Annotated in this window: 20 protein-coding genes; 7 read left to right on the top strand and 13 right to left on the bottom strand. The window is 71.4% G+C overall.

Annotated elements, in window-relative coordinates; genetic code table 11:
- Positions 1 to 163: 163 nt before the first annotated feature.
- Positions 164 to 1,294 carry an alpha/beta hydrolase family protein gene (locus tag AC51EU_RS08625; protein WP_496266112.1) on the bottom strand — a complete coding sequence of 377 codons (1,131 nt, stop codon included), beginning with the start codon at positions 1,292 to 1,294 and terminating at the stop codon, positions 164 to 166.
- A gap of 158 nt (positions 1,295 to 1,452) precedes the next feature.
- Positions 1,453 to 1,950: a MarR family winged helix-turn-helix transcriptional regulator gene (locus tag AC51EU_RS08620; protein WP_496266111.1), complete on the bottom strand. Its 498-nt coding sequence runs from the start codon at positions 1,948 to 1,950 to the stop codon at positions 1,453 to 1,455.
- Positions 1,951 to 2,086: 136 nt separating this feature from the next.
- On the opposite strand from AC51EU_RS08620, the gene AC51EU_RS08615 reads away from it, so the two are divergent.
- Positions 2,087 to 2,860, top strand: coding sequence for a dioxygenase family protein (locus tag AC51EU_RS08615; RefSeq protein WP_496266110.1), 774 nt, complete (start codon positions 2,087 to 2,089; stop codon positions 2,858 to 2,860).
- A gap of 16 nt (positions 2,861 to 2,876) precedes the next feature.
- Here the strand turns inward: AC51EU_RS08615 and AC51EU_RS08610 are convergent, their stop codons facing one another.
- Positions 2,877 to 3,932 carry a questin oxidase family protein gene (locus AC51EU_RS08610; RefSeq protein WP_496266109.1) on the bottom strand — a complete coding sequence of 352 codons (1,056 nt, stop codon included), beginning with the start codon at positions 3,930 to 3,932 and terminating at the stop codon, positions 2,877 to 2,879.
- A 178-nt stretch (positions 3,933 to 4,110) separates the two neighbouring features.
- Between AC51EU_RS08610 and AC51EU_RS08605 the strand changes: the two genes are divergently transcribed.
- The 3 genes from AC51EU_RS08605 (at position 4,111) to AC51EU_RS08595 (ending at position 5,585) form a co-directional block, all read left to right on the top strand.
- A complete protein-coding gene (locus AC51EU_RS08605; protein WP_496266108.1) occupies positions 4,111 to 4,653 on the top strand; it encodes a pyridoxamine 5'-phosphate oxidase family protein in 543 nt (180 codons plus the stop codon).
- Positions 4,654 to 4,791: 138 nt separating this feature from the next.
- A complete protein-coding gene (locus AC51EU_RS08600; RefSeq protein WP_496266107.1) occupies positions 4,792 to 5,037 on the top strand; it encodes a helix-turn-helix transcriptional regulator in 246 nt (81 codons plus the stop codon).
- Positions 5,034 to 5,585, top strand: a complete 552-nt coding sequence (locus tag AC51EU_RS08595) for a hypothetical protein (RefSeq protein ID WP_496266106.1) — start codon at positions 5,034 to 5,036, stop codon at positions 5,583 to 5,585. The genes AC51EU_RS08600 and AC51EU_RS08595 overlap by 4 nt, the downstream gene beginning before the upstream one ends.
- 31 nt (positions 5,586 to 5,616) lie before the next feature.
- Here the strand turns inward: AC51EU_RS08595 and AC51EU_RS08590 are convergent, their stop codons facing one another.
- Positions 5,617 to 6,348, bottom strand: coding sequence for a hypothetical protein (locus tag AC51EU_RS08590; RefSeq protein ID WP_496266105.1), 732 nt, complete (start codon positions 6,346 to 6,348; stop codon positions 5,617 to 5,619).
- 506 nt (positions 6,349 to 6,854) lie between these two features.
- On the opposite strand from AC51EU_RS08590, the gene AC51EU_RS08585 reads away from it, so the two are divergent.
- Positions 6,855 to 7,856: a sigma-70 family RNA polymerase sigma factor gene (locus AC51EU_RS08585; protein WP_496266103.1), complete on the top strand. Its 1,002-nt coding sequence runs from the start codon at positions 6,855 to 6,857 to the stop codon at positions 7,854 to 7,856.
- Between the two features lie 123 nt (positions 7,857 to 7,979).
- Here AC51EU_RS08585 and murJ read toward each other — a convergent pair whose 3' ends face one another.
- The 3 genes from murJ to AC51EU_RS08570 form a co-directional block, all read right to left on the bottom strand.
- Entirely contained in the window at positions 7,980 to 9,779 is a 1,800-nt protein-coding gene (gene murJ, locus AC51EU_RS08580; protein ID WP_496266102.1) for a murein biosynthesis integral membrane protein MurJ, read from the bottom strand.
- Between the two features lie 288 nt (positions 9,780 to 10,067).
- On the bottom strand, positions 10,068 to 11,390 hold the full coding sequence (locus AC51EU_RS08575; RefSeq protein WP_496266101.1) for a L,D-transpeptidase: 1,323 nt from the start codon (positions 11,388 to 11,390) through the stop codon (positions 10,068 to 10,070).
- Between the two features lie 81 nt (positions 11,391 to 11,471).
- The gene (locus tag AC51EU_RS08570; RefSeq protein WP_496266100.1) at positions 11,472 to 12,713 is read right to left on the bottom strand and encodes a CaiB/BaiF CoA transferase family protein; all 1,242 of its coding nucleotides are present in this window, start codon (positions 12,711 to 12,713) and stop codon (positions 11,472 to 11,474) included.
- A 421-nt stretch (positions 12,714 to 13,134) separates the two neighbouring features.
- On the opposite strand from AC51EU_RS08570, the gene AC51EU_RS08565 reads away from it, so the two are divergent.
- Complete coding sequence (locus tag AC51EU_RS08565) at positions 13,135 to 13,395, top strand: hypothetical protein (RefSeq protein ID WP_496266099.1); 261 nt, start codon at positions 13,135 to 13,137, stop codon at positions 13,393 to 13,395.
- Positions 13,396 to 13,441: 46 nt separating this feature from the next.
- On the opposite strand, the gene AC51EU_RS08560 is transcribed toward AC51EU_RS08565, so the two are convergent.
- Positions 13,442 to 14,044, bottom strand: coding sequence for a Yip1 family protein (locus tag AC51EU_RS08560; RefSeq protein ID WP_496266098.1), 603 nt, complete (start codon positions 14,042 to 14,044; stop codon positions 13,442 to 13,444).
- Between the two features lie 83 nt (positions 14,045 to 14,127).
- On the opposite strand from AC51EU_RS08560, the gene AC51EU_RS08555 reads away from it, so the two are divergent.
- Positions 14,128 to 14,889 (top strand): VIT1/CCC1 transporter family protein, encoded by a 762-nt coding sequence (locus tag AC51EU_RS08555; protein ID WP_496266097.1) that lies wholly within the window; start codon positions 14,128 to 14,130, stop codon positions 14,887 to 14,889.
- A 223-nt stretch (positions 14,890 to 15,112) separates the two neighbouring features.
- On the opposite strand, the gene AC51EU_RS08550 is transcribed toward AC51EU_RS08555, so the two are convergent.
- From AC51EU_RS08550 to AC51EU_RS08530, 5 genes are all read right to left on the bottom strand, one after another.
- Positions 15,113 to 15,796 carry a hypothetical protein gene (locus tag AC51EU_RS08550; RefSeq protein ID WP_496266095.1) on the bottom strand — a complete coding sequence of 228 codons (684 nt, stop codon included), beginning with the start codon at positions 15,794 to 15,796 and terminating at the stop codon, positions 15,113 to 15,115.
- Positions 15,796 to 17,103: a putative T7SS-secreted protein gene (locus AC51EU_RS08545; RefSeq protein WP_496266093.1), complete on the bottom strand. Its 1,308-nt coding sequence runs from the start codon at positions 17,101 to 17,103 to the stop codon at positions 15,796 to 15,798. Before AC51EU_RS08545 ends, AC51EU_RS08550 begins: the two co-directional genes overlap by 1 nt.
- Complete coding sequence (locus tag AC51EU_RS08540) at positions 17,100 to 17,402, bottom strand: hypothetical protein (protein WP_496266092.1); 303 nt, start codon at positions 17,400 to 17,402, stop codon at positions 17,100 to 17,102. The genes AC51EU_RS08545 and AC51EU_RS08540 overlap by 4 nt, the downstream gene beginning before the upstream one ends.
- Positions 17,403 to 17,437: 35 nt before the next feature.
- Positions 17,438 to 18,154 (bottom strand): hypothetical protein, encoded by a 717-nt coding sequence (locus AC51EU_RS08535; RefSeq protein WP_496266091.1) that lies wholly within the window; start codon positions 18,152 to 18,154, stop codon positions 17,438 to 17,440.
- Between the two features lie 214 nt (positions 18,155 to 18,368).
- The coding region (locus AC51EU_RS08530) for a P1 family peptidase (RefSeq protein WP_496266090.1) at positions 18,369 to 18,976 on the bottom strand (608 nt) is incomplete at its 5' end.

Genomic DNA, 18,976 nt, shown 5'->3' with positions numbered 1-18,976 from the left:
GTCGTAACGGATCACCAGTTCCGGTCCCGCCGGGTGGCCTGTACCAGTCCCTCGCAGCGTCGTACGGGCCACGCCGTCCGCCCCGCCCCGCCCCGACGTGCGGTCGGCCCGCCCCCGGGAACGGCGCATTCCAGGGGGCGGGCCGACCGCGACAGCGGGGACATCAACCGAGGAAGGTGACCTCCGGGTAGTCCTTGCTCGGGCGGTCGAGTATCGGGCGGTGGCGGTCCAGGAGGTGCTGGTCGAGGAAGGCGGTGACGTAGGCGCGGGTGAGGGCGGTGGAGCGGGTGCCGTTGAGGGTGCCGAGGCTGCCTTCGACGTCCTCGGGGGGCATGCCGTCGGGGATGCCGACGTGGTCCGTGATCCAGGGGAGGTCGGTGAAGGTGAAGTGGCCGCCGTCGGGGACGTCGAGCCAGCGCTTCCAGCCCTTCAGGCCCCGCCAGGTCTGCTCCCAGTTGGCGCGCTCGTCGGGGGCGTCGGTCCGCCGGCCGCCGAGCAGCAGCACCGGGCGGTCGGTGTCCTTGGCGGGCGGGTCGGTGAAGAAGTTGCCGTCGAGGTTGGCGGCCGCGGCCACGCGCGGGTCCTGGCGCATGGTCTCCACGCCGGCCGCACCGCCGAGTGAGTGGCCGACGATCGCGATGCGGCGGCGGTCGACGAACGGGGCGCTGTCGGGGCCGGTCAGCCGGTCGAGCGTGAACCGGAGGTCCTTCGCCCGGTTGCGGACGAGGTCGCCGAGTTCCGCGTCCTGCGTCTCGCAGACCAGGCAGTCCTCGATGCGGCCCCCGGGGAACTCGATCGGCGCCTCGTAGGCGTGGTCCACCGCCGCCACCGCGTACCCGCGGGCGGCCAGGTCCTCGCCGAGGGCGGTGAGCGTGAGGCGGCTCGTCCCGAAGCCGGGCGAGAGGACGACCAGGGGGCGGGGCCCGGCGGCGGGCAGCGCGTTGACGGTGGCGTGGGTGCGGACGCCGGCCAGCGACGGGTCCCCGAACATCTTCCGGGACAGTTCCTTGGACATGTAGGGGGCCGTCCGGCTGCCCGGCTTCCGCGCCGGGAACCAGAGGGAGACCATCAGCTCGCGCCGCTTCACCGTCGGCTTCCACGGGTCGGGGCGTGAGGTGTCGACCAGGTGCAGCGTGCTCGTGCCGATCGGCTGCTTGGTCGTCGGCGCGGGCACCTCGGCCGCGGCGCGCGCCGGACGGGGCGACGCCACGGCGGCGGACGGGATCTGGGAAACGGCGGCGGCCGTGAGCAGGGTGGCGGCGAGCAACGAGCGCCGCGAAGCCTTGATCAACATGGCCAGAACCGTAGGGGGTGCCGCAACTCCCGGCATCAACCCCAGGGTTGAGGGCTCCGCGCGCTCCTACCTCCTCCGGAGGAGAGGCGTCTCCGACCACCTCGCCGTGGGGCGCGCCGCCCGGCGTCCGCCCGTACGGGCCGCCGGGCCGGGAGGCGTCAGCGGAGCCAGGGGAGATCGGCGCCCTCCGGCTGGAGGCCGTCGCTCACGACCTGGCAGATTTCGGCCAGTTGGCGGATCTGCTCGGGGGTGAGGCGGTCGAAGAGGGCCGCGCGGACGGCGGCGACATGGCCGGGGGCGGACTTCTCCAGGATGCGCATGCCCTCGTCGGTGAGGCGGGCGTTCTGACCGCGCTTGTCGGAGGGGCATTCCTCGCGGCGGACCCAGCCGTTCTTCTCCAGCCGGGCGATGGCGTGGGAGAGGCGGGAGCGGGTGATCTTGGCGTTCTGGGCCAGTTCGGTCATCCGCAACCGGCGCTGGGGCGCACGGGAGAGCTGGACGAGCAGGCCGTAGTAGACGTGCGGCATGCCGGCGTCCCGCTGGAGCTGCCGGTCGAGATGATCGTCCAGCAGGGTGGTCGCGTGGAGGTACGACTGCCAGGCGTATTGCTCCTCGTCGCTGAGCCAGCGAGGCTCGACCGCGGATTCGTTGCTCATGCCATTCATTCTGGCACTGCCCCCACTGTCCTTGAAGTTTTAACAACGCACCGATAGGCTGAATCTCGACGCTTGAAAGTTCAAGTAAATCCGTGATCCGGTGCTCCGAAGCCGGGTCCTCACCCTGGGAGTGGTCATGTCCGTGATGCCGGCCCTCTACCTCAGCCACGGAGCCCCGCCGCTCGCCGACGACCCGGTCTGGCCCGGCGAACTGGCCGCCTGGTCCGCCGACCTGCCGCACCCCACGGCCGTCCTGATGGTCTCCGCCCACTGGGAGGAGGCGCCGCTCGCGCTCTCCGCCACCGAAGCCGTCCCCCTCGTCTACGACTTCTGGGGCTTCCCCGAGCGCTACTACCAGGTGCGCTACGCGGCCCCCGGCGCCCCGCAACTCGCCGAACGTGTCCGCAAAACGCTGCGCACCGCCGGGACACCCGTCCAGGACATGCCCGACCGGGGCCTCGACCACGGCGCGTACGTCCCGCTCGTCGAGATGTACCCCGACGCCGACATCCCCGTCCTCCAGATCTCGCTGCCCACCCTCGACCCCCGCCGGCTCTTCGACATCGGCCGCAAGCTGGCGCCGCTGCGCGAGGAAGGCGTCCTGATCATCGGCAGCGGGTTCTTCACCCACAACCTGGCCGCGCTGCGCCACACCGACGGCATCCCGGGCTGGTCGACGGAGTTCGACGACTGGGGGCGGCGCGCCCTGGAGGCAGAGGACCTGGACGCCCTCTTCGACTTCGCCCACAAGGCACCGGCCGGACGGCTCGCCCATCCGCGTACCGAACACTTCGCCCCGCTGTTCGTCACCCTCGGGGCGGCGGACGCCCGGGGCGAGCTGGACAGCGGGCGGAGTGTGATCGACGGGTTCTGGATGGGGCTGGCGAAACGGTCGGTGCAGTTCGGCTGAGGTCCGGCCGGGCCCGTCAGGTCCAGGGGCCCGGCGGGATCAGCTCCTGGGCGCGGAGGGCCGCCGCCACGGCCCGGGTGTCGCCGTCCGGGGACCAGGAGGCCACGTCCAGGGCGGTGTCCGCGAACTTGATCGCGTGCTCGTCGCCGTGCGCCCCGGCGCGTTCGAACGCCTCCTCGGCGGTGACGTTGCCGACCTCCAGCGGCGGCAGGGCCTGTGCCCCGGAGTAGAGCGAGGTCAGCGCGGCGCTGGCCGCCCAGGCGGCGCCGAGCGACGGGGCCCACAGCTCGCGGGGGAGCGCGGGGAGGGTGCGCAGTACGGCGCTCGGGGCCGTCGCGGAGTGGACCAGCAGGATCGCGTCGCCGTGCCCGCGATCGGCGTACCGGTGGGTGGCCGCCCGTACCAGCGCCGCGAGTTGATCACGTGCCGCTTCCGGGTCCTGTGGGGCGTTCAGTGACGCCGCCGCGTCCTCCCATCCCCGCGTCGAGGGCAGCCGGCCCAGCGCCTCGAAGACGGCCCGCTCCGTGTCGGGCGCCGCGGGCAGGGCCTCCAGCGCCGCGGCCGGGGAGGCGCTGCCGGTGGGGCGCACGGTGAACGGGAGGGGCATGTGCCGGGCCGCCCAGTAGCCGAGGGCATGGGCGAGTTCGGCGATCCGGGGGGCGTCCTCGCCCGCGTCCAGCAGGGTGCGTACGGCGTGGCCGACGCGGATGACGGGGTGGGTCGCCGCGCCCGCGAGGCCGGGCAGCAGCCGGGGCCACCACTCCGCCAGCACGTCACGCCACGGGCGCTCCTCCACCGAACGGGTGAAATAGGTGGTCCAGTCCGTGACGCGGTGCGGGTCGCCCAGCGCCTCCCGCCAGTTGGCGTCGGTGATCCGCTCCCGCGCGCCGGGGACCTCCTCCAGCCTGGCGGTGTACTTGTCGAGCCAGGCGTGCACGGCGCGGGCCTGCCCGTGGCGGACCAGTGCCTCGACGGCCATCGGACCGTGATTGCTCAGGAAGCCGCGGTACTCGGGGCCCGTCGTGTGCAGGCGCTCCAGGGCTTCGTCGAGTGTGCCGCTCGTCGTGTCCATGTTTCGAGGCTAGGACGGGGGCGGGCGGAGGGATAACGGTCCGCGGACCGAAGTGGGCTCCCCCGGTGGGCGTACGGCCGGGGGTCTGGGGCCGCGGGCTTACGACCGTGCTCTCCGTACGGCCGGCAGGCGCGAAAAGCGGACAAGAGGCGTCGGGTATCGCACGGACAGTGGTCCCATGGCGAAGAACGAGAAGCACGCGGACGGCCCGGACCGCACTGCCCATGGCGCCCGCTGGGCGCGGATCGAGGCGGCGGAGCCGGAGCTGGCGCGCCGGGTGCGGGAACGGTTCCGCGCGTACCACCACCACGTCCTGGCCACCCTGCGCGAGGACGGCACGCCACGGCTCACCGGTCTCGAAGCGGACTTCCGGTACGGGGAGTTGTGGCTGGGCATGCTGGTCCGCTCGCGCAAGGCCCGCGACCTGCGGCGCGACGCCCGCTTCGCGCTCCACACCAACCCCGGGCCGGGCCGGGACATGCACGAGGGCGATGCACGGATCTCCGGGCGGGCGTGCCCGGTGACCGACCCCGGCACGATGCGGCGCTACGCGGAGGCGGTGCGGCCGCCGGAGATGTTCCTGCTGTTCCGGGCGGAGATCACCGAGGTGGTGCGGACCTACCGGGACGCCCCGTATCTGGCACTGGACGTCTGGCGGCCGGACCGCCCGCTGCGCACCCTCCGGCGCACGACGGACGACGCGCCGGTGCGGGAGGCGTGAGGCGGGGCGGACGGTGCGCCCGGGGGCGTGCGGATGTGCCGCGTGCCGGGACGTGCGCGGGCTGCCGGGAGCCGGTGCGCCCTCCGGGGTGCGCTCCGGCTGTTGCACTGCTTCTCTCGAATGTAGTACTCCTTATACATGGCTGAGCAGGTGCACAACAGGCTGGCGATGGTGCGCGCGGAACGGAAGGTGTCGCGGCAGGCGCTGGCCGAAGCGGTCGGGGCCCACTACCAGACCATCGGCTACATCGAGCGCGGGCAGTACAACCCGAGTCTCGATCTCGCGCTGCGGATCGCCGAGTTCTTCGAACTGCCGGTGGAGGCGTTGTTCTCCCTCCGGCCGTTCCGCCCGCTCACGGACGAGGTTTACGGGAGGAAGCAGTGACCACCTCAGGGACGACCCGACGGCCCACGCGCTACGACGAGCGCATGTACGCGATCATGAACAACGGCGCGGCCGACGCACTGCACGCCACGACCGCGCGCCGACGCGCCACCGTCGTGATCCACATGGTGCTCACGGCGGCGAGCGTGGCCGCGGGGGTCGGCATGTTCGCTCGCGACCAGGTGTGGCTCGCCGTCGTCCTGCTGCTTCTGATCCTGCCGTGGTGCGTGGCCACCGGAGTGATCAACGGTGCCACCTGCGGCCTCCTCGAACTGCGGACCCGGGTTCTGGACGAACGCCAGCTGGCGGAGCGGGACCGGGTACGGGCGCTGGCGTACCGCGTGAACACCTGTGTCCTGGGCGCCGTCGTCCTCGGCGCACTGGTGTGCGTGCTGACGGGGCTGGCCGCGGCCGGGACGCTGCTGCCGCCCGTCCTGTTCTCGCTGTTCGTCGTGCACTGGCTGATGCCGCTGTGGGTGGCGGGCCTGACCACCCAGGACGCGCCGGGGGAGGAGCCGGAGGAACGGGAACCGGTACCGGTCGCCTGAGCCGCGTGCCGGCCACCGGTGCCGGGGCGCTTCAGTGGGCGCCGTGCGGCCGGTGCGTACCGACGGGCCGGCGGGTGCGGTGTGCCCGCCGGCGGCGGTGCCGCCCGTGCGGCTCGGCGACGCGGAAGGAACGCAGGATGTACAGCGTCACCACGAACATCACGCCGCCGAAGATGATCCCCTTGCCCGAGGCCGCCAGGACGGTGTGACCGCTGAGGCTGTAGAGCCAGCCCATCGCAGAGCCGAAGAGCACGCCGTAGGCGATCGCCCGCGTCTCGGTGAGCAGGGTGGACTGCTTGCCGACCAGCAGCAGCCCCAGCCCGCCGACGATCACGGCGGCGATCAGGGCGATCAGCGCCGCCCCGCCCCAGGAGTTCCCGTTGTTGTGCGCCAGGTACAGCGCGTAGAGGAAGAACCCGACGGCGGCCAGGACCGGCAGCACCACCCTGGGGCGCGTCCAGCGGGCCAGGCCGGTCCGGGGCGCGATCGGCCCCCTGGTGGGAGGCACGGCCGTCGGCGGGCGGTCGCTGCCGCCCCGGAGCCGCTCCTCGAAAGCGCGGGGCGGCTCGTCGGGCGTGGTGCCGGGCGGCCGGTCTGGGGTGGTGGTGTCCCGGCGGGCGACCGCTCCCACATCGCCGGGCGCGGCGGTGCTTCCGGCCGCCCCGGCGTCGCGGCCTTCCGTCGCCCCCGCGCCGCGCCGCTCCGCCGCTCCCTCGTCGCGACGGCGGTCGCGGTGGCCGAACCGGAGTACGAGCTTGCGCATGACGGGCTCCTCTCGCGCGCCCCTCCTGTCCTCTGCCCTTCCGTCCAGGCCACACCCGGCGGAAGCGGCCGTCAACCGGAGCGGGACCGACCCCCTCCGTGCCCGTTTTTCCCTTTCTGTCGCTTCTTGGGCAACCAGAGGCGGGTGTGCCCCGTCTTACAGGGGGAAGGGCAGTGAGCGCGGAAGACGCTTTCCATGGACACAGAGGGCGGTATTGGAGTGACGGACGTCTCATGCGGACGGCGATCGCGACGCGCCGTCCGGGGCGCGGAATCCGGCGCCATGCCCGCTCTGACCTGCGCTTCCCTGCCGTCGGAAGCTCCTCGGTCGCCTCGGTCGGCGTGCAGGGTACTGCATGATCGAAAAAATCGGCGGGCGGCTTGGGAATTCTGTCCGGATTCCAGCCGTTGTTTCCTTCGGACGGGCCAGTCGGCCTCCCCGGACGAGGGGCCTGTTCACGTCCCGCGACCGACTCATCACCGACTCATCGCAAAGGGAGCACACGCATGGCAACCCGTGCCGTCGCCCGTCGTCAGGCCACCTCTCACGGCGCTGACGGGGCCAGCAGTGTTCGCGCCGTAGGCGGGGAGATCGCCGACCGCGACCTGGTCGGCATGTACCTCGACGAGATCGCGCGCACGCCCCTGCTCGACGCCGCCAAAGAGGTCGAGCTGTCGCAGACCATCGAGGTCGGCGTCTACGCCCAGCAGATCCTCGACGGAGAGATCAGCGACGGCAACGCGGCCGGTGCGAGCCGTGAGGAGCTGGAGGCCCTGGCCGCCGAGGGCGCCAAGGCCAAGGACATCTTCATCCGCTCCAACCTGCGCCTGGTCGTCGCGGTCGCCCGCCGCTACCCGCGCGCCGGCCTGCCGCTGCTGGACCTGATCCAGGAGGGCAACGCCGGTCTGGTCCGCGCCGTCGAGAAGTTCGACTACGCCAAGGGCTTCAAGTTCTCCACGTACGCCACGTGGTGGATCCGCCAGGCCATCACCCGGTCCATCGCCGACCAGTCGCGCACGATCCGGCTGCCCGTGCACCTCGTGGAGGAGCTGGGCCGGATACGTCGCGTCCAGCGCGAGTTCAACCGCGAGAACGGCCGCGACCCCGAGCCCGCCGAGGTCGCCGCCGAGCTGGGCTCGACGCCCGCCCGCGTCACCGACGTCCTGGACTGGGCACGCGACCCGGTCAGCCTGAACATGTCGGTGGACGACGACGGCGACACCCAGTTCGGTGACCTCCTGGAGGACACCTCCGCGGCCTCGCCCGAGCAGTCCGTCCTCACGCTGCTGCGCAGCGAGGAACTGGAGGACCTCATCGACCGCCTCGACCACCGCACCGCGTCGATCATCAAGGCCCGCTACGGCATCGAGGACGGGCGCGAGCGCACCCTGACCGAGGTCGGCAAGCAGCACGGCCTCACCCGCGAACGGATACGCCAGATCGAGAAGCACGCACTGCTGGAGCTCAAGCGCATGGCGCGCGACACGGGCTTCGACGAGGCCGCCTGACCCGGACGGCGAACCCCGCCCGTCCGGGCGCGCCGGGCCGGTCGCGCACGCCGCGCCCACCGCCCCGGCCCCGCCGGGCGCCGATCACGGGCGACCACCCCGGCCGTCCCGCGCCGCGTGCCCTCAGCGCCCGAGGCGTCCCCGCACCATGCCCAGCATCGAGGTCAGCTCCTCCACCCGGAACAGGCGCGCCGCGGCCAGGAAGACGCCCGCCAGCACGACCGCGCCGGCGAGCAGGGCGAGGAACGAGCCCAGGGCACCGCTGCCGAGGGTCGCGGTGACCGCGTGCGCCGCGCCGCCGCCGACGAAGGCCGCGGGGGCCGCCGCGCAGGTCAGCCGGACGTAGGTGCGCCGCACCCGGGCGCCGTCCAGGTCGCCGAGACGCTTGCGCAGCCGCCGCCAGGCGACGGCGGCACCGACCGCGAAGCTCAGCCCGTAGGCCGCGCCCATGCCGGCCACGGCCCACTGGGGCGGCAGGAGGACATAGGACAGCGCGGAGGCGGCCGCGTTGACGGCGGCGACGATGACGGTGTTGAAGAACGGGGTCCTGGTGTCCTCGAAGGCGTAGAAGCCGCGCAGCACCACGTACTGCGCCGAGTACGGGATCAGGCCGAGGCCGAAGGCCATCAGGACATGGCCGATGCCGCGGGCGCCCTCGGCACCGGAGCCCGCGTAGAGCAGGGTGGCCATCGGGACGCCGAGCGCCAGGAAGGCGAAGGCGCAGGGGATGATGGCGACGGCCGAGGTGCGCAGCCCGTGGGAGAGGTCGTCGCGGACGGCGGCGACATCGCCCTCCTGGGCGGCGCGGGAGATCCGCGGCAGGACGGCGGTCATCACGGAGACGGTGATGATGGCCTGCGGCATCTGCCACAGCAGCAGGGCGTAGTTGTAGGCGGTGATGCCGGTGCCGGTGTGCCCGGCGCGTTCGGCGAGGGCGCCCGCCTTGGTGGCGAGCTGGGTGACGATCGTCAGGCCGATCTGGTTGGCGAGGACGAACAGCAGCGTCCACTTGGCGAGCCCCATGGCCCTGCCCAGGCCCTGCCCCTTGAAGTCGAAGCGCGGCCGCAGCCGGAACCCGGCGGCGCGCAGATACGGCACCATGGCCAGCGCCTGCACGGTCAGTCCGAGCAGGGTGCCCAGGCCGAGCAGGCGGACGCCCTCGGGGGTGATGGTGGCCGGGTCGACACCGGAGGTGGTGAAGCCGCCGAACGCCCAGATGAAGCTGCCGAACGCCGCGATGACCACGATGTTGTTGAGGACCGGCGTCCACATCATGGCGCCGAAGCGGCCCCGGGCGTTGAGGATCTGACCGAGCACCACATGGATGCCCATGAAGAAGAGGGTGGGCAGGCAGTACCGGGCGAGCGCCACGGTGACGGCCATCCGCTCCGGGTCGGAGGCGATGTCCGGTGACATCATGCCGACCAGCAGCGGCGCACCCAGCACACAGGCCACGGTGAAGCCGCCGAGCACCGTCACCACCAGGGTGAGCAGCCGGTTGCCGTACGCCTCGCCGCCGTCGTCGTCGTTCTTCATGGCACGGACGAGCTGCGGGACGAAGACGGAGTTCAGCGCGCCGCCGCCGACCAGCATGTAGATCATCGTGGGCAGGACGTTGGCGACCTGGTAGGAGTCGTTGAGGGTGCCGACGCCGATCGCCGCGGCCATCACGAGGGTGCGCAGGAAGCCGGTGATCCGGGAGACGATCGTGCCCGCCGCCATCAGGGCGCTCGACCGGCGCAGACTGGGCCCGCCGCCCTTCGGCTCCGGTTCGGGGGCGGGCGCCTCCTCGGTCCGTACGTCGCCGGGGGCCGCGGGCGGGGCCGCGTGGGCGTGGGGGCGTACCGCGCGCAAGGGGATCGTGTCGTCCGGCAGGGCGCCCCCCGTCCCCCATCCGTTGCTCTGCTCGTACGGCCCGTTCATGCCTGCCCCACCCTGTCAGCACCGTCCGTCAACGGCGTGTGTCCATCGAAGGAGACACTCTTTCATCCGCGGGCCCGCTCCCCGTATTTCGCCGGGAGCGGTGGCCGGGGCCGTACGAGCCCCTTCACGACCTTTTGCGCCCACTTCCCGCCCGTATGTATCCGCTCCGAAGTGGATTTCTGCCCGCACTGCGACCAAAAAGTGACATGGGCGGGATTCCCGTCCGCATGCCGATGGCCGGCCCCTCCGGAGAGGGACCGGCCATCGGTACGTCGTACGGGCGGGGCGTCAGGCCGCGCTGCCCGCCTTCCAGTCGGCCCAGGAGAGGTTCCAGCCGTTGAGACCGTTGTCGGGCTTGATGGTCTTGTCGGGGGAGTTCTTGACGACGACGACATCGCCGACGAGCGAGTTGGTGAAGAACCACTTGCCCGGGGTGTCGCCACCGCCGCCCTTGGCGTCCTGGAGGCCGACGCAGCCGTGGCTGGTGCCGGCGCGGCCGAAGATGGACGGGGAGCCCCAGTAGTTCCCGTGTATGAAGGTGCCGGACGTCGACAGGCGCATGGCGTGCGGTACGTCCTTGATGTCGTACTCGCCGCCGAAGCCGACGGTCGAGCCGTCCATCCGGGTCTGCACGAACTTCTCGGAGATGACCATCTGGCCGTTGTAGGTCGGGTGGTCGGCGCTGCCGCCGGAGATCGGGATGCTCTTGAGGAGCTTGCCGTCCCGCTCGACCTTCATCGTCTGGGTGTTCATGTCGACGGTCGAGACCTGCGACCGGCCGACGGTGAAGGTGACGGTCTTGGACTGGACGCCGGTGATACCCGGGCCGCCCTTGACCCCGTCGAGGTCGATCTTCAGCGTGACCTTGGAGCCGGCCTTCCAGTACTCCTCCGGGCGGAAGTCCAGGCGCTGCGCGCCGAACCAGTGGCCCACGACCTCCTGGCCGCTGCTGGAGGAGACCTGGATGTGGGACTGGACGGCCTTCTTGTCGGTGATCACCTTGTCGAAGGTGAACGACACGGGCATACCGACACCGACGGTCTTGCCGTTGTCCGGCGTGTAGGTGCCGATGAAGCTGTTGGCGGACGAGACGGTGGTGAAGGTCGCGTTCTCGGTCGCGGAGCGGCCCTTGGCGTCCTTGGCGTTGGCCACCAGCTTGTACTTGGTGCCGCGCTCCAGCTGCGCGGACGGCTTCCAGGAGGTGCCGTCGGCAGATATGTCCCCCGCGACCTTCGCGCCGCTGTCGGCCACCGACAGCTGCACGTCCGTCAGCTTGCCGCGGCTGACCTTGACATTGGTGTCGTTGATGCTGGCGTTGGTGGCGCCGTCCTTCGACGAGACGGTGATCTTGGCGTCGGAGGCGTCCTTGGCGGCCGCCGCGTCCGCGCCCGCCTGGCCGTTCTTGCCGTCGTCCTGGCCACCGGCCTCCGCGCTGCCACCGCAGGCCGAGAGCGTCAGCGCGCCGGCCGCGAGCAGCGCGGTGACGGCGAGGACGCGACGCGTGCGGCGGGGGGCGGCCGGCTTGTTCTGACCGGTCGGCAGGAGCAGCTGGGGCGAGGTACGGGACCGAGCGGTCGCGGTGGTGTCCGGCGATGTCACGAGCTGCTCCATACAGGGGTGTTGTGATTCCGTGCTGGTAAACAGCACCTACGGGTGGTTTTGGTTGCAAGAATCGCCGCGATGTGGCCAAGGTCACATTCTAGGCGGGAGGGGCTGGTCGGCAGGGCCTGAGAGCCAGGTTCGCAGCGGTGCGCCGTGTTCGTCCAGACGCGGTGGGGCGACGGGCGGTGTGACGGGCGTCTCGGAGAAGCGCAACGGGCTGCTGACCTGCGGAGTGCGCCCTTCGCCCACCTCTGCGACGGGCGTGAGACCGAGCCGTTCGGCCAACTCCAGTGCCTCCGAGAGCGAGTTGACAGGACCGCACGGAACCGATACTGCACTCAGCCGCTCGGTCCAGCCCCGCGCGGTGTCGGTCGCCAGCAGCCCCTCCAGTGCGATGATCAGATCCGTACGATGATGGACCCGATCCTGATTTCGGAGGAATTTCGGATCATCGGCAAGTTCGGGCGCGCCCAGCGCACCGGCCAGCGCCCGGAACTGACGGTCGTTCCCGACCGCCACCGCCAGCAGCCCGTCCCGGCACGCCAGCGTCTCGTACGGCGCGATGCTCGGATGCCGGTTGCCCATCGGCCCCGGGTCACGGCCCGTCGCCAGATACCCCGACGCCTGGTTGACGAGCGCCCCGAGCAGCGACGACAGCAGATTGACCTCCACCAGCTGCCCCTGACCCGTGCGGTCCCGGTGGCGCAGGGCCGCCAGGATCGCGGTGGTGGCGTCCTTGGCGGTCAGGACGTCGACAAGCGCGACACCGGCCTTCAGCGGCGGCCCGCCGGCCTCCCCGGTGATGCTCATCAGGCCCCCGACCGCCTGGACGACGAAGTCGTACCCGGGTAGCCGCGCCCCCGCCCCGGAACCGAAACCGGTGATGGAGCAGTGCACCAGGCCGGGATGGGCGGCGAGGGTGGCAGCTGGGTCCAGGCCGTACTTGGCGAGGGCCCCGGGACGGAAGTTCTCGATGAGGACATCCGCCCGGCGGGCCAGCTCCCGGGCGGCCTCGGCGTCGTCCGGGTCACCGAGGTCCAGCGCGAGACCGCGCTTGCCGCGGTTGGCGGCGTCGAAGTAGGCGGCCGTCCCGTCCTCGGCGAACGGCGGGCCCCAGGCGCGGGTGTCGTCCCCGGTGCCCGGCCGCTCCACCTTGATCACCTCGGCCCCGAGGTCCGCGAGGGTCGCCGCCGCCAGCGGCCCCGCCAGCACCCTGCTGAAGTCCGCCACCAGCACACCGTCGAGGGGGCGCGGCGTCCCGCCGTCCTGCCCGGCGTGCGGCGGCCGGACGGTCTGCCGAGGGGAGGGAGGCGTCTGGGGCTGGTGCGGCACGGCGTACTCCTCACAACGCGGACGGGGCAGTGTGCCGCCATGGTCGACCGCGCCCCCGGCGGACGGAAGGCGCCGGGGTGTCCAACGGGACGGGGTGCAGTGCGCCGGGCGGGAGGGTGTGGGAGTGGCGCGAGCGGGGGAGGGGCGGCCCGTGAAGAAGAGGGGAGTTCCGTCCGGAGAGGGCAGGAGACATGCGGAAAGAGGGAGAGAAGAGGGAGATCCCGCACTTCGGGACTTTCGTCCTGGGGTTTCCCTGCCGGAAGTCCCGGCGGATGGTGTCTACTGGGCACTGCCGCCGATGTCCCGTCTGCCCCAATCGTTTGCTGCGTCCCGTCCGCCGGCGTGCGCGGTGCCGTCCGGCCCCCGCCCCGCGGACTCCCGCACGCGGCCGCACCGCCGTCCCCCTCGCCGAGAGGACCGCATGTCCGCCCTCGCCTCGATCCCCCAGCAGATCGGCCTCGCCGCGCTGCTCGCCGCCTCCGCCGTCTGGTTCGCCGGCCTGGCCCTGGTGACACGGCGCGGATGGTTCACGGGGACGCGGGCGCCGCAGGCACGGCCGCTGCTCGGCGGGATGCCGCGCCAACCCGGGCCGGCCGGCCCGCCGCCGGACGACGTGGAGCTGAGCGCCGCCGAACGGGAGGCGTTCGACGGACTCGTCCGCGAACTGACCCGCCAGAAATGACGGAGCCGCCGGCCCGAGGGCACGGCGGCTTTGGAGGCCCGCGGCGTCATCGCACCGGACCGAGCTTCAGCAGCGCCAGCGCGGCCAGCATCTGGACGGACACCGCGAGTGCCGCCTTCCGCGTGGGCAGATGGTGCTGACCGCGTATCAGCAGCACGGCGAGAACACAGCCGAAACCCCAGGTCGACCACGTCACGGCCTGGACGAAGGTGGAGTCCGCCGGCAGCAGCGTCGTCAGCGCCAGCCGCGGCAGATCGGTCACCCAGAACAGCACGATGAACAGACTCGCCGTCGGCTCGAACCGGCCGTTGCCGCCCAGCGTGCGGGCGATGCCATGGGTGACCGCGCCCAGCGCGAGGCTGGCGGCCAGCACCCCGGCCTCCGCCAGCGCGGCGAGCTTGAGGGCCAGCACCCGGTCCATCTCCCACTGCTGATGGAACACCTGCGCCGACACCACCCCCAGACCCCCGCTGACCAGGCACAACAGCACGGCCGCGCCCCACACGCTGCGGTCCCTGGCCTCGTCCATCACCTCGACCGGCCGGTACCACAGACCGAGGATCAACCGGTGCCACCACAGACGGCGGTGCTCCGGCGGGCGGCTCGGCGGCTGGACCAGCGTGGGCGCGGGAGGCGGCGGTACGGGCATACGGCCGTTCTACCACCGGTGAATCCGGGGCGCGGTGGGAGCGTCGGACCCGGCCCGCGCGGACCCGGTGAGACGCTGCCCGGATGAGCGAGCAGACCCCGGGACGCGGCGACGGGACGGGCCGCAGACGCGACAGGACGTACGCCACCCACCACGAGCCGCACACCGCCGGCCTGGGCGGACGGCTGAACTGGCTGCGGGCCGCGGTCCTCGGCGCCAACGACGGCGTGGTCTCGACCGCCGGCCTGGTCGTCGGCGTCGCCGGGGCCACCGGGTCCCGCACGACCCTGCTGACCGCCGGGCTGGCCGGACTGCTCGCCGGGTCGATGTCGATGGCCGCCGGGGAGTACGTCTCGGTCTCCACCCAGCGGGACTCCGAGCGCGCCGCCCTGGTCAAGGAGCGCGGCGAGCTGGCCACCGCACCCAAGGCCGAACTCGTCGAACTGACCGGACTGCTGGAGGGCAAGGGCCTGAGCCGGGACCTGGCCCGCGCGGTCGCCGAACAGCTCACCGCCCATGACGCACTGCGCGCCCACGCCGAGGTCGAACTGGGCATCAACCCCGACGAACTCACCAACCCCTGGCACGCCGCGGGCGCCAGCTTCCTCGCCTTCACCGTGGGCGCGCTGCTGCCACTGCTGTCGATCGTGCTGCCCCCGGCCGGCCACCGGCTGCCGGTCACCGTCGTCGCGGTCCTCGCCGCCCTCGCCCTCTGCGGCTGGGCCAGCGCCCGCCTCGGCGCCGCCCCGGCCGGCCGCGCCATGCTCCGCAACGCCACGGGCGGCGCCCTCGCGATGGGCGTGACGTACCTGGCGGGGGTGCTGCTGGGGGCGAGCGGGGTGTGAGGAGGGCGGGTGCGGGCGCTGGACGTCGACCGCGCAGCCATATCGCACCGACCACGCCTCACCCGGGGCACAACGGAGGGCCAGAGACGGGACAAGTGTCTCCGGCCCTCCGCTGTGAGCGCATGGGGCACGACTCGTGTCCAACGGGCACCGTCCACCGGCAGGCAGGGACAGCGGAGTCAGTCGTCGGCGCCCACTGCCAAGCGTGGATCGATGGGAATGGTCACCCGAAGGGGGATGCCACGCTGTCCTCCAGGGGCGCGGCACTCGGGGCGGGGGGTGGGGCGGTGAAGGAGATGCCGCCCGCCACCACGGTCGCCAGCTCCAGGAATTCCTCCTGCGCGTCGAACTGCTCCGTCGACAAGGTGACCACCACGGCGTGCGGGAGCCGGGGGAAGGCCATGTGGAAGCTGACGGACAGCACTTCGGCAACGCCGTCCTCCGGGACTCCGAAGAAAGCGCCCGGAACCGGTACGACGGAGTCCGAGATCACCACGGCGGCGAGCCCCGCAGGGAGCGGAACGATGGCCTTGTGCGGGTTCCCGCTGTCCGGGTGCGCGTCGAGGACGCCGCGCGCGTAGAGATGGGGATCCCCTGGCCGACGGTCGACGACGGATATCTGGCACAAGCCCGTTAGCAGCGCGTCGTCGTCCGTGCGGAGGGTGAACGCGCTGAGGTGGACCAGCCCGCCCTCCACCAGTTTGCTCAACGCGGCTTCGAAGCCGAGGGCGCTGGCGACGAGCTGCTGGGTGGTCGCCGAGGGGAAGATCGCGGCGAGTGTGTCGTGATTGGCGTCCATTCGTGCCGTCACGTCGCCGGAGAGGTCGATGGGGTGGAAGCCTTCGGGCAGGGCATACCACATCGGGAACAGTTCGATGGCTCCGGCGGGCGCGGAATTCTGGAGCATCACAGGGCCTTCGCGACGGAGAAGATCTTCTTCAACGGGTCGACCGCCATGCCGGCGCCGACGAGACCGTCGTTGTACACGGTGCCCTTTGTGGCTCTGTCCGCGGTGGCATCACTGTGCGTCCAGCCGATGTCCAAGGTCTGTGCGGTAGGGGCCGCCAGGCCGGCGGTCACCACCGCTTGCGTCACATCCGCGGTCATCGTGGCAGCCGCCCCTGACGAGCCGAGCTTCTTGGCCGCCCATTCGATGGGCGCCCCGATGACACGATTCGACGGGTCCGCGGCCTTGGCGAATCCCTTGAATTGTGCAGCCCCCGCCTTTGCCGCCTGCGAGACGCTCGCGGCGGTTTTGGCGGCCGCGCCTGCGCCGCGAGCGGCTCCGAGGCCGGTGCGTCCTGCACTGATGGCGGCCTTTGCGCCCTTGACCGCTGGGCCGACACCGGGGACGGCACCGAGCAGGTCGCCTCCGAGCGTGGCCCATTCCCCTATGTTCTTCGAGGTCGGGGGGAACATGTCCTTGCCGCTCTTGATGTATTGATTGGCGTGCTGGGCCGCGGCGGCCAGGCTGAGGCCGATGGCGAGCGGCGCGAGCGCCGGTACGAAGATGGCGGCAATACCGGCAACCGTGGCCGCGATCGTCAGCAGGTCGCCCCCGTGCTCGTCCCACCAGTCCCCGATCGTGTCCCAGAACCCACCGCCGGGCGCATGGTCGCTGGCGTGTTTCCGGATCTGATCCGCGAAGTCCTGGGCCGTGTCCGCATGGTGACGCTCCAACTTCTTCGCGTCGTCGATCAGGTCCTGCAGTTTGCCTTCGGCGTCATTCAGCTGCTTCGACGCGGTGGCCAGCCTGCTCTGGGCGGTGTCGAGTCGCTGCTGGGCATTGTCGAGTTCGCTCCCCGTCCGGAAGGTCTGGCCCGCCAGGTTCAGATCCGGATGCGTGCTGGCACTGCGATAGGCCCGTTGTGCCTCTTCGGACTTCTTCCTGGCGTCCTTGGCGTCCGCCTCGTAGTGGTCCGCCTTCACCTTCATGTCGTGCAGGGCGTCGCTCCACTTGGCAAGTTCGCCGCCGGCCGATTTGAGGGATTCGTGCGCCCGCTTGAGGTAGTCGGGTAGATCCGTCACCTTCTCGGCGAAAGCCTTGGCGGCCTCGCCTGTCCAGTAAGAGCTCTCCTTGTCCAGGGAGTCCAGCAAGTCGTGGGTGCTCTTGAGGGTCTCTGCCGTCTTCTTCAGGTTGTCCGCGAGATTGGTGGCAAGGCGTGGGTGACCGGGTGTCGGGTTCCAGCCCAGGCCGCTCCAGTCGTCGCTCACTTCGCTCCCCCTCCGGCCTTGGCGAACCCGCTCTTGATCTCCTCTTCGGTCTTCTCGTAAGCCTTGATAATGGCAGGCAATGCCTCGTTGAGGGTCTTGATTCTCTTCTTCGTTTCCTTCAGTCCGTGTTCCCAGTCGTCCTCGAAATCCTCGCACGCCTTGTCGAGGGACCGCTTTCCCAGATTCTTGGGGCCGGTGTCCCTCATTCTGCGCAGAGCCTCCTCCAACTGGCTTTCGCTTTCTTTCAGCTTGGTTTTGAGTCTGCGTAGTTGGGCCAGATCGGTCGTGAAATCTGCCATTTCTCCCCGTCCTCTCGGCTCTCCTTGTCGTTCTTCTACGATTCTGATGGGCTTGACTTTTTGAGTTCGTTCTCGCGCGCTATGACGGTCTCCCGGTATGCGGCGATGACCGGACCGTGCTCCCTGGCTGCTTTCTTTTGGAAGCGACGGGACCGGGTGATCAGAAGGGTGCCGAGAACGACCATCATGAGAGCGCATGCCTGGAATGCCGCGTAAAGCATCCAGTTTCCCCAGGCGAACCGGGCCAGCACTTCCAGGAATGCGGCCGCCAGGATGGCCAGGGCCGTGCCCAAGACGGCCCGGTCGCTCCTCGCGCGGGACTGTTGCAGCCCTTTCTCAGCTGCGGCCAGAGTGGCTTCGTCCAGTGGGTCGAAGCCATCACGCTCGCGGACCCAGCGAGCCGTGCGCCGGGCGGCTTCGCTCTCCCGCAGCAGGTCGAGAGGCGGGCCGCCCCGCACGTCGCCGTCCGCCGAGGAGCCGGGCCGGGTGCCCGTGCGGTAAAAGAGCCACTGTCCCTTGGCTCCATGGGACTGGCGGAGGAATCCCTCCTCACGCGCCAGGTCTTCCGCTTGCTCGGTGGACATCCCCGGGTACTGGGAGGGGTCGATCCGGATGTGTCCGCGGACGTTGGGAACCCCGGTGCGCAGGCCCCGGCGGAACTCCTCGGTGCGCTGCTCCAGCGGGACTTTCTTGCGCGTGCGGCGTTTGTCCCACGTCGCATACGCACCGAGGAGCACCCAGAGCAGCAGCACGACTGCGAGCCAGGGAGGTATTCCCAGATGAGCCTCTCCGCCGGCAACGGCCAGGAACATGGCGGCTTTCACCCCTTTGTGTTGATCGCGATGCCGACGTGCTGCACCTCTTCGTACGGCACCGAGCAGCTGCCTACAGCAGAATTCCGTCACGACGGGGACGCGCGGACCGGCCGCGCCTGTGACCCACCAGGACGAGCGGCCCTGACGGCGCCTACCCCTCCCCGTACAACTCCCGGTACGAAGGAAACACCCCGCCCGGCCCGTCGACCGGGTCCGCCGCGAGGACGGCGGTGGTGCAGGCGCGGGTGAGGACGTCCGCGCCCGCGGCCAGGATCTCGTTGAGCGCGCCGGCCTCCGCGTGGACCGTGAACACCGGGTCCGGCGCCGCTCCCTCCGGCAGCAGGGGCCGGGCCCCGGTGGACAGCGCGAAGACGGTGTCGCCGTCGGACATCAGATGGACGGGCCGGACGGCGCGGGCCAGCCCGTCGTGCGCGGTCCCGGCGAGCTTGTGCGCCTGCGCGCGGGTGAGGGCCGCGTCGGTGGCGACCACGGCGAGGGTGGTGTTCAGCGGCGGCCGGACGGAAGCGGCCGACCGCTCCTTGCTGATCCGCCGCGCCTCGTCGAGCCGCCGCCGGGCGGCGGCGTGCACCGCGGCCGGCGGGAAGACGTCCGGACCCTCGGCGAGCCGTCCGTACAGCGCGCCGGTCCGGGGATCGACGGGGGAACCCGCCGCGTTGACCGCCGCGACCGCCGCGACGGTGGCGCCCGACGGCAGGACCAGGCTCGCCGTGCCGATGCCGCCCTTGAGACCGCCGACGA

This window comes from Candidatus Streptomyces philanthi, from assembly GCF_059553635.1.
The sequence above is the reverse complement of the archived record's forward strand: the minus strand, read 5'-3'. Positions and strand labels throughout refer to the sequence as shown.

Bases quoted from the DNA above. Each gene is read 5' to 3' on its own strand.
- AC51EU_RS08585 (WP_496266103.1), top strand. From the start codon at position 6,855: ATGGCAACCCGTGCCGTCGCCCGTCGTCAGGCCACCTCTCACGGCGCT.
- AC51EU_RS08550 (WP_496266095.1), bottom strand. From the start codon at position 15,796: ATGCTCCAGAATTCCGCGCCCGCCGGAGCCATCGAACTGTTCCCGATG.
- AC51EU_RS08590 (WP_496266105.1), bottom strand. From the start codon at position 6,348: ATGCGCAAGCTCGTACTCCGGTTCGGCCACCGCGACCGCCGTCGCGAC.
- AC51EU_RS08575 (WP_496266101.1), bottom strand. From the start codon at position 11,390: ATGGAGCAGCTCGTGACATCGCCGGACACCACCGCGACCGCTCGGTCC.
- AC51EU_RS08610 (WP_496266109.1), bottom strand. From the start codon at position 3,932: ATGGACACGACGAGCGGCACACTCGACGAAGCCCTGGAGCGCCTGCAC.
- AC51EU_RS08560 (WP_496266098.1), bottom strand. From the start codon at position 14,044: ATGCCCGTACCGCCGCCTCCCGCGCCCACGCTGGTCCAGCCGCCGAGC.
- AC51EU_RS08555 (WP_496266097.1), top strand. From the start codon at position 14,128: ATGAGCGAGCAGACCCCGGGACGCGGCGACGGGACGGGCCGCAGACGC.
- AC51EU_RS08600 (WP_496266107.1), top strand. From the start codon at position 4,792: ATGGCTGAGCAGGTGCACAACAGGCTGGCGATGGTGCGCGCGGAACGG.
- AC51EU_RS08540 (WP_496266092.1), bottom strand. From the start codon at position 17,402: ATGGCAGATTTCACGACCGATCTGGCCCAACTACGCAGACTCAAAACC.
- AC51EU_RS08565 (WP_496266099.1), top strand. From the start codon at position 13,135: ATGTCCGCCCTCGCCTCGATCCCCCAGCAGATCGGCCTCGCCGCGCTG.
- AC51EU_RS08620 (WP_496266111.1), bottom strand. From the start codon at position 1,950: ATGAGCAACGAATCCGCGGTCGAGCCTCGCTGGCTCAGCGACGAGGAG.
- AC51EU_RS08615 (WP_496266110.1), top strand. From the start codon at position 2,087: ATGTCCGTGATGCCGGCCCTCTACCTCAGCCACGGAGCCCCGCCGCTC.
- AC51EU_RS08605 (WP_496266108.1), top strand. From the start codon at position 4,111: ATGGCGAAGAACGAGAAGCACGCGGACGGCCCGGACCGCACTGCCCAT.
- AC51EU_RS08625 (WP_496266112.1), bottom strand. From the start codon at position 1,294: ATGTTGATCAAGGCTTCGCGGCGCTCGTTGCTCGCCGCCACCCTGCTC.
- murJ (WP_496266102.1), bottom strand. From the start codon at position 9,779: ATGAACGGGCCGTACGAGCAGAGCAACGGATGGGGGACGGGGGGCGCC.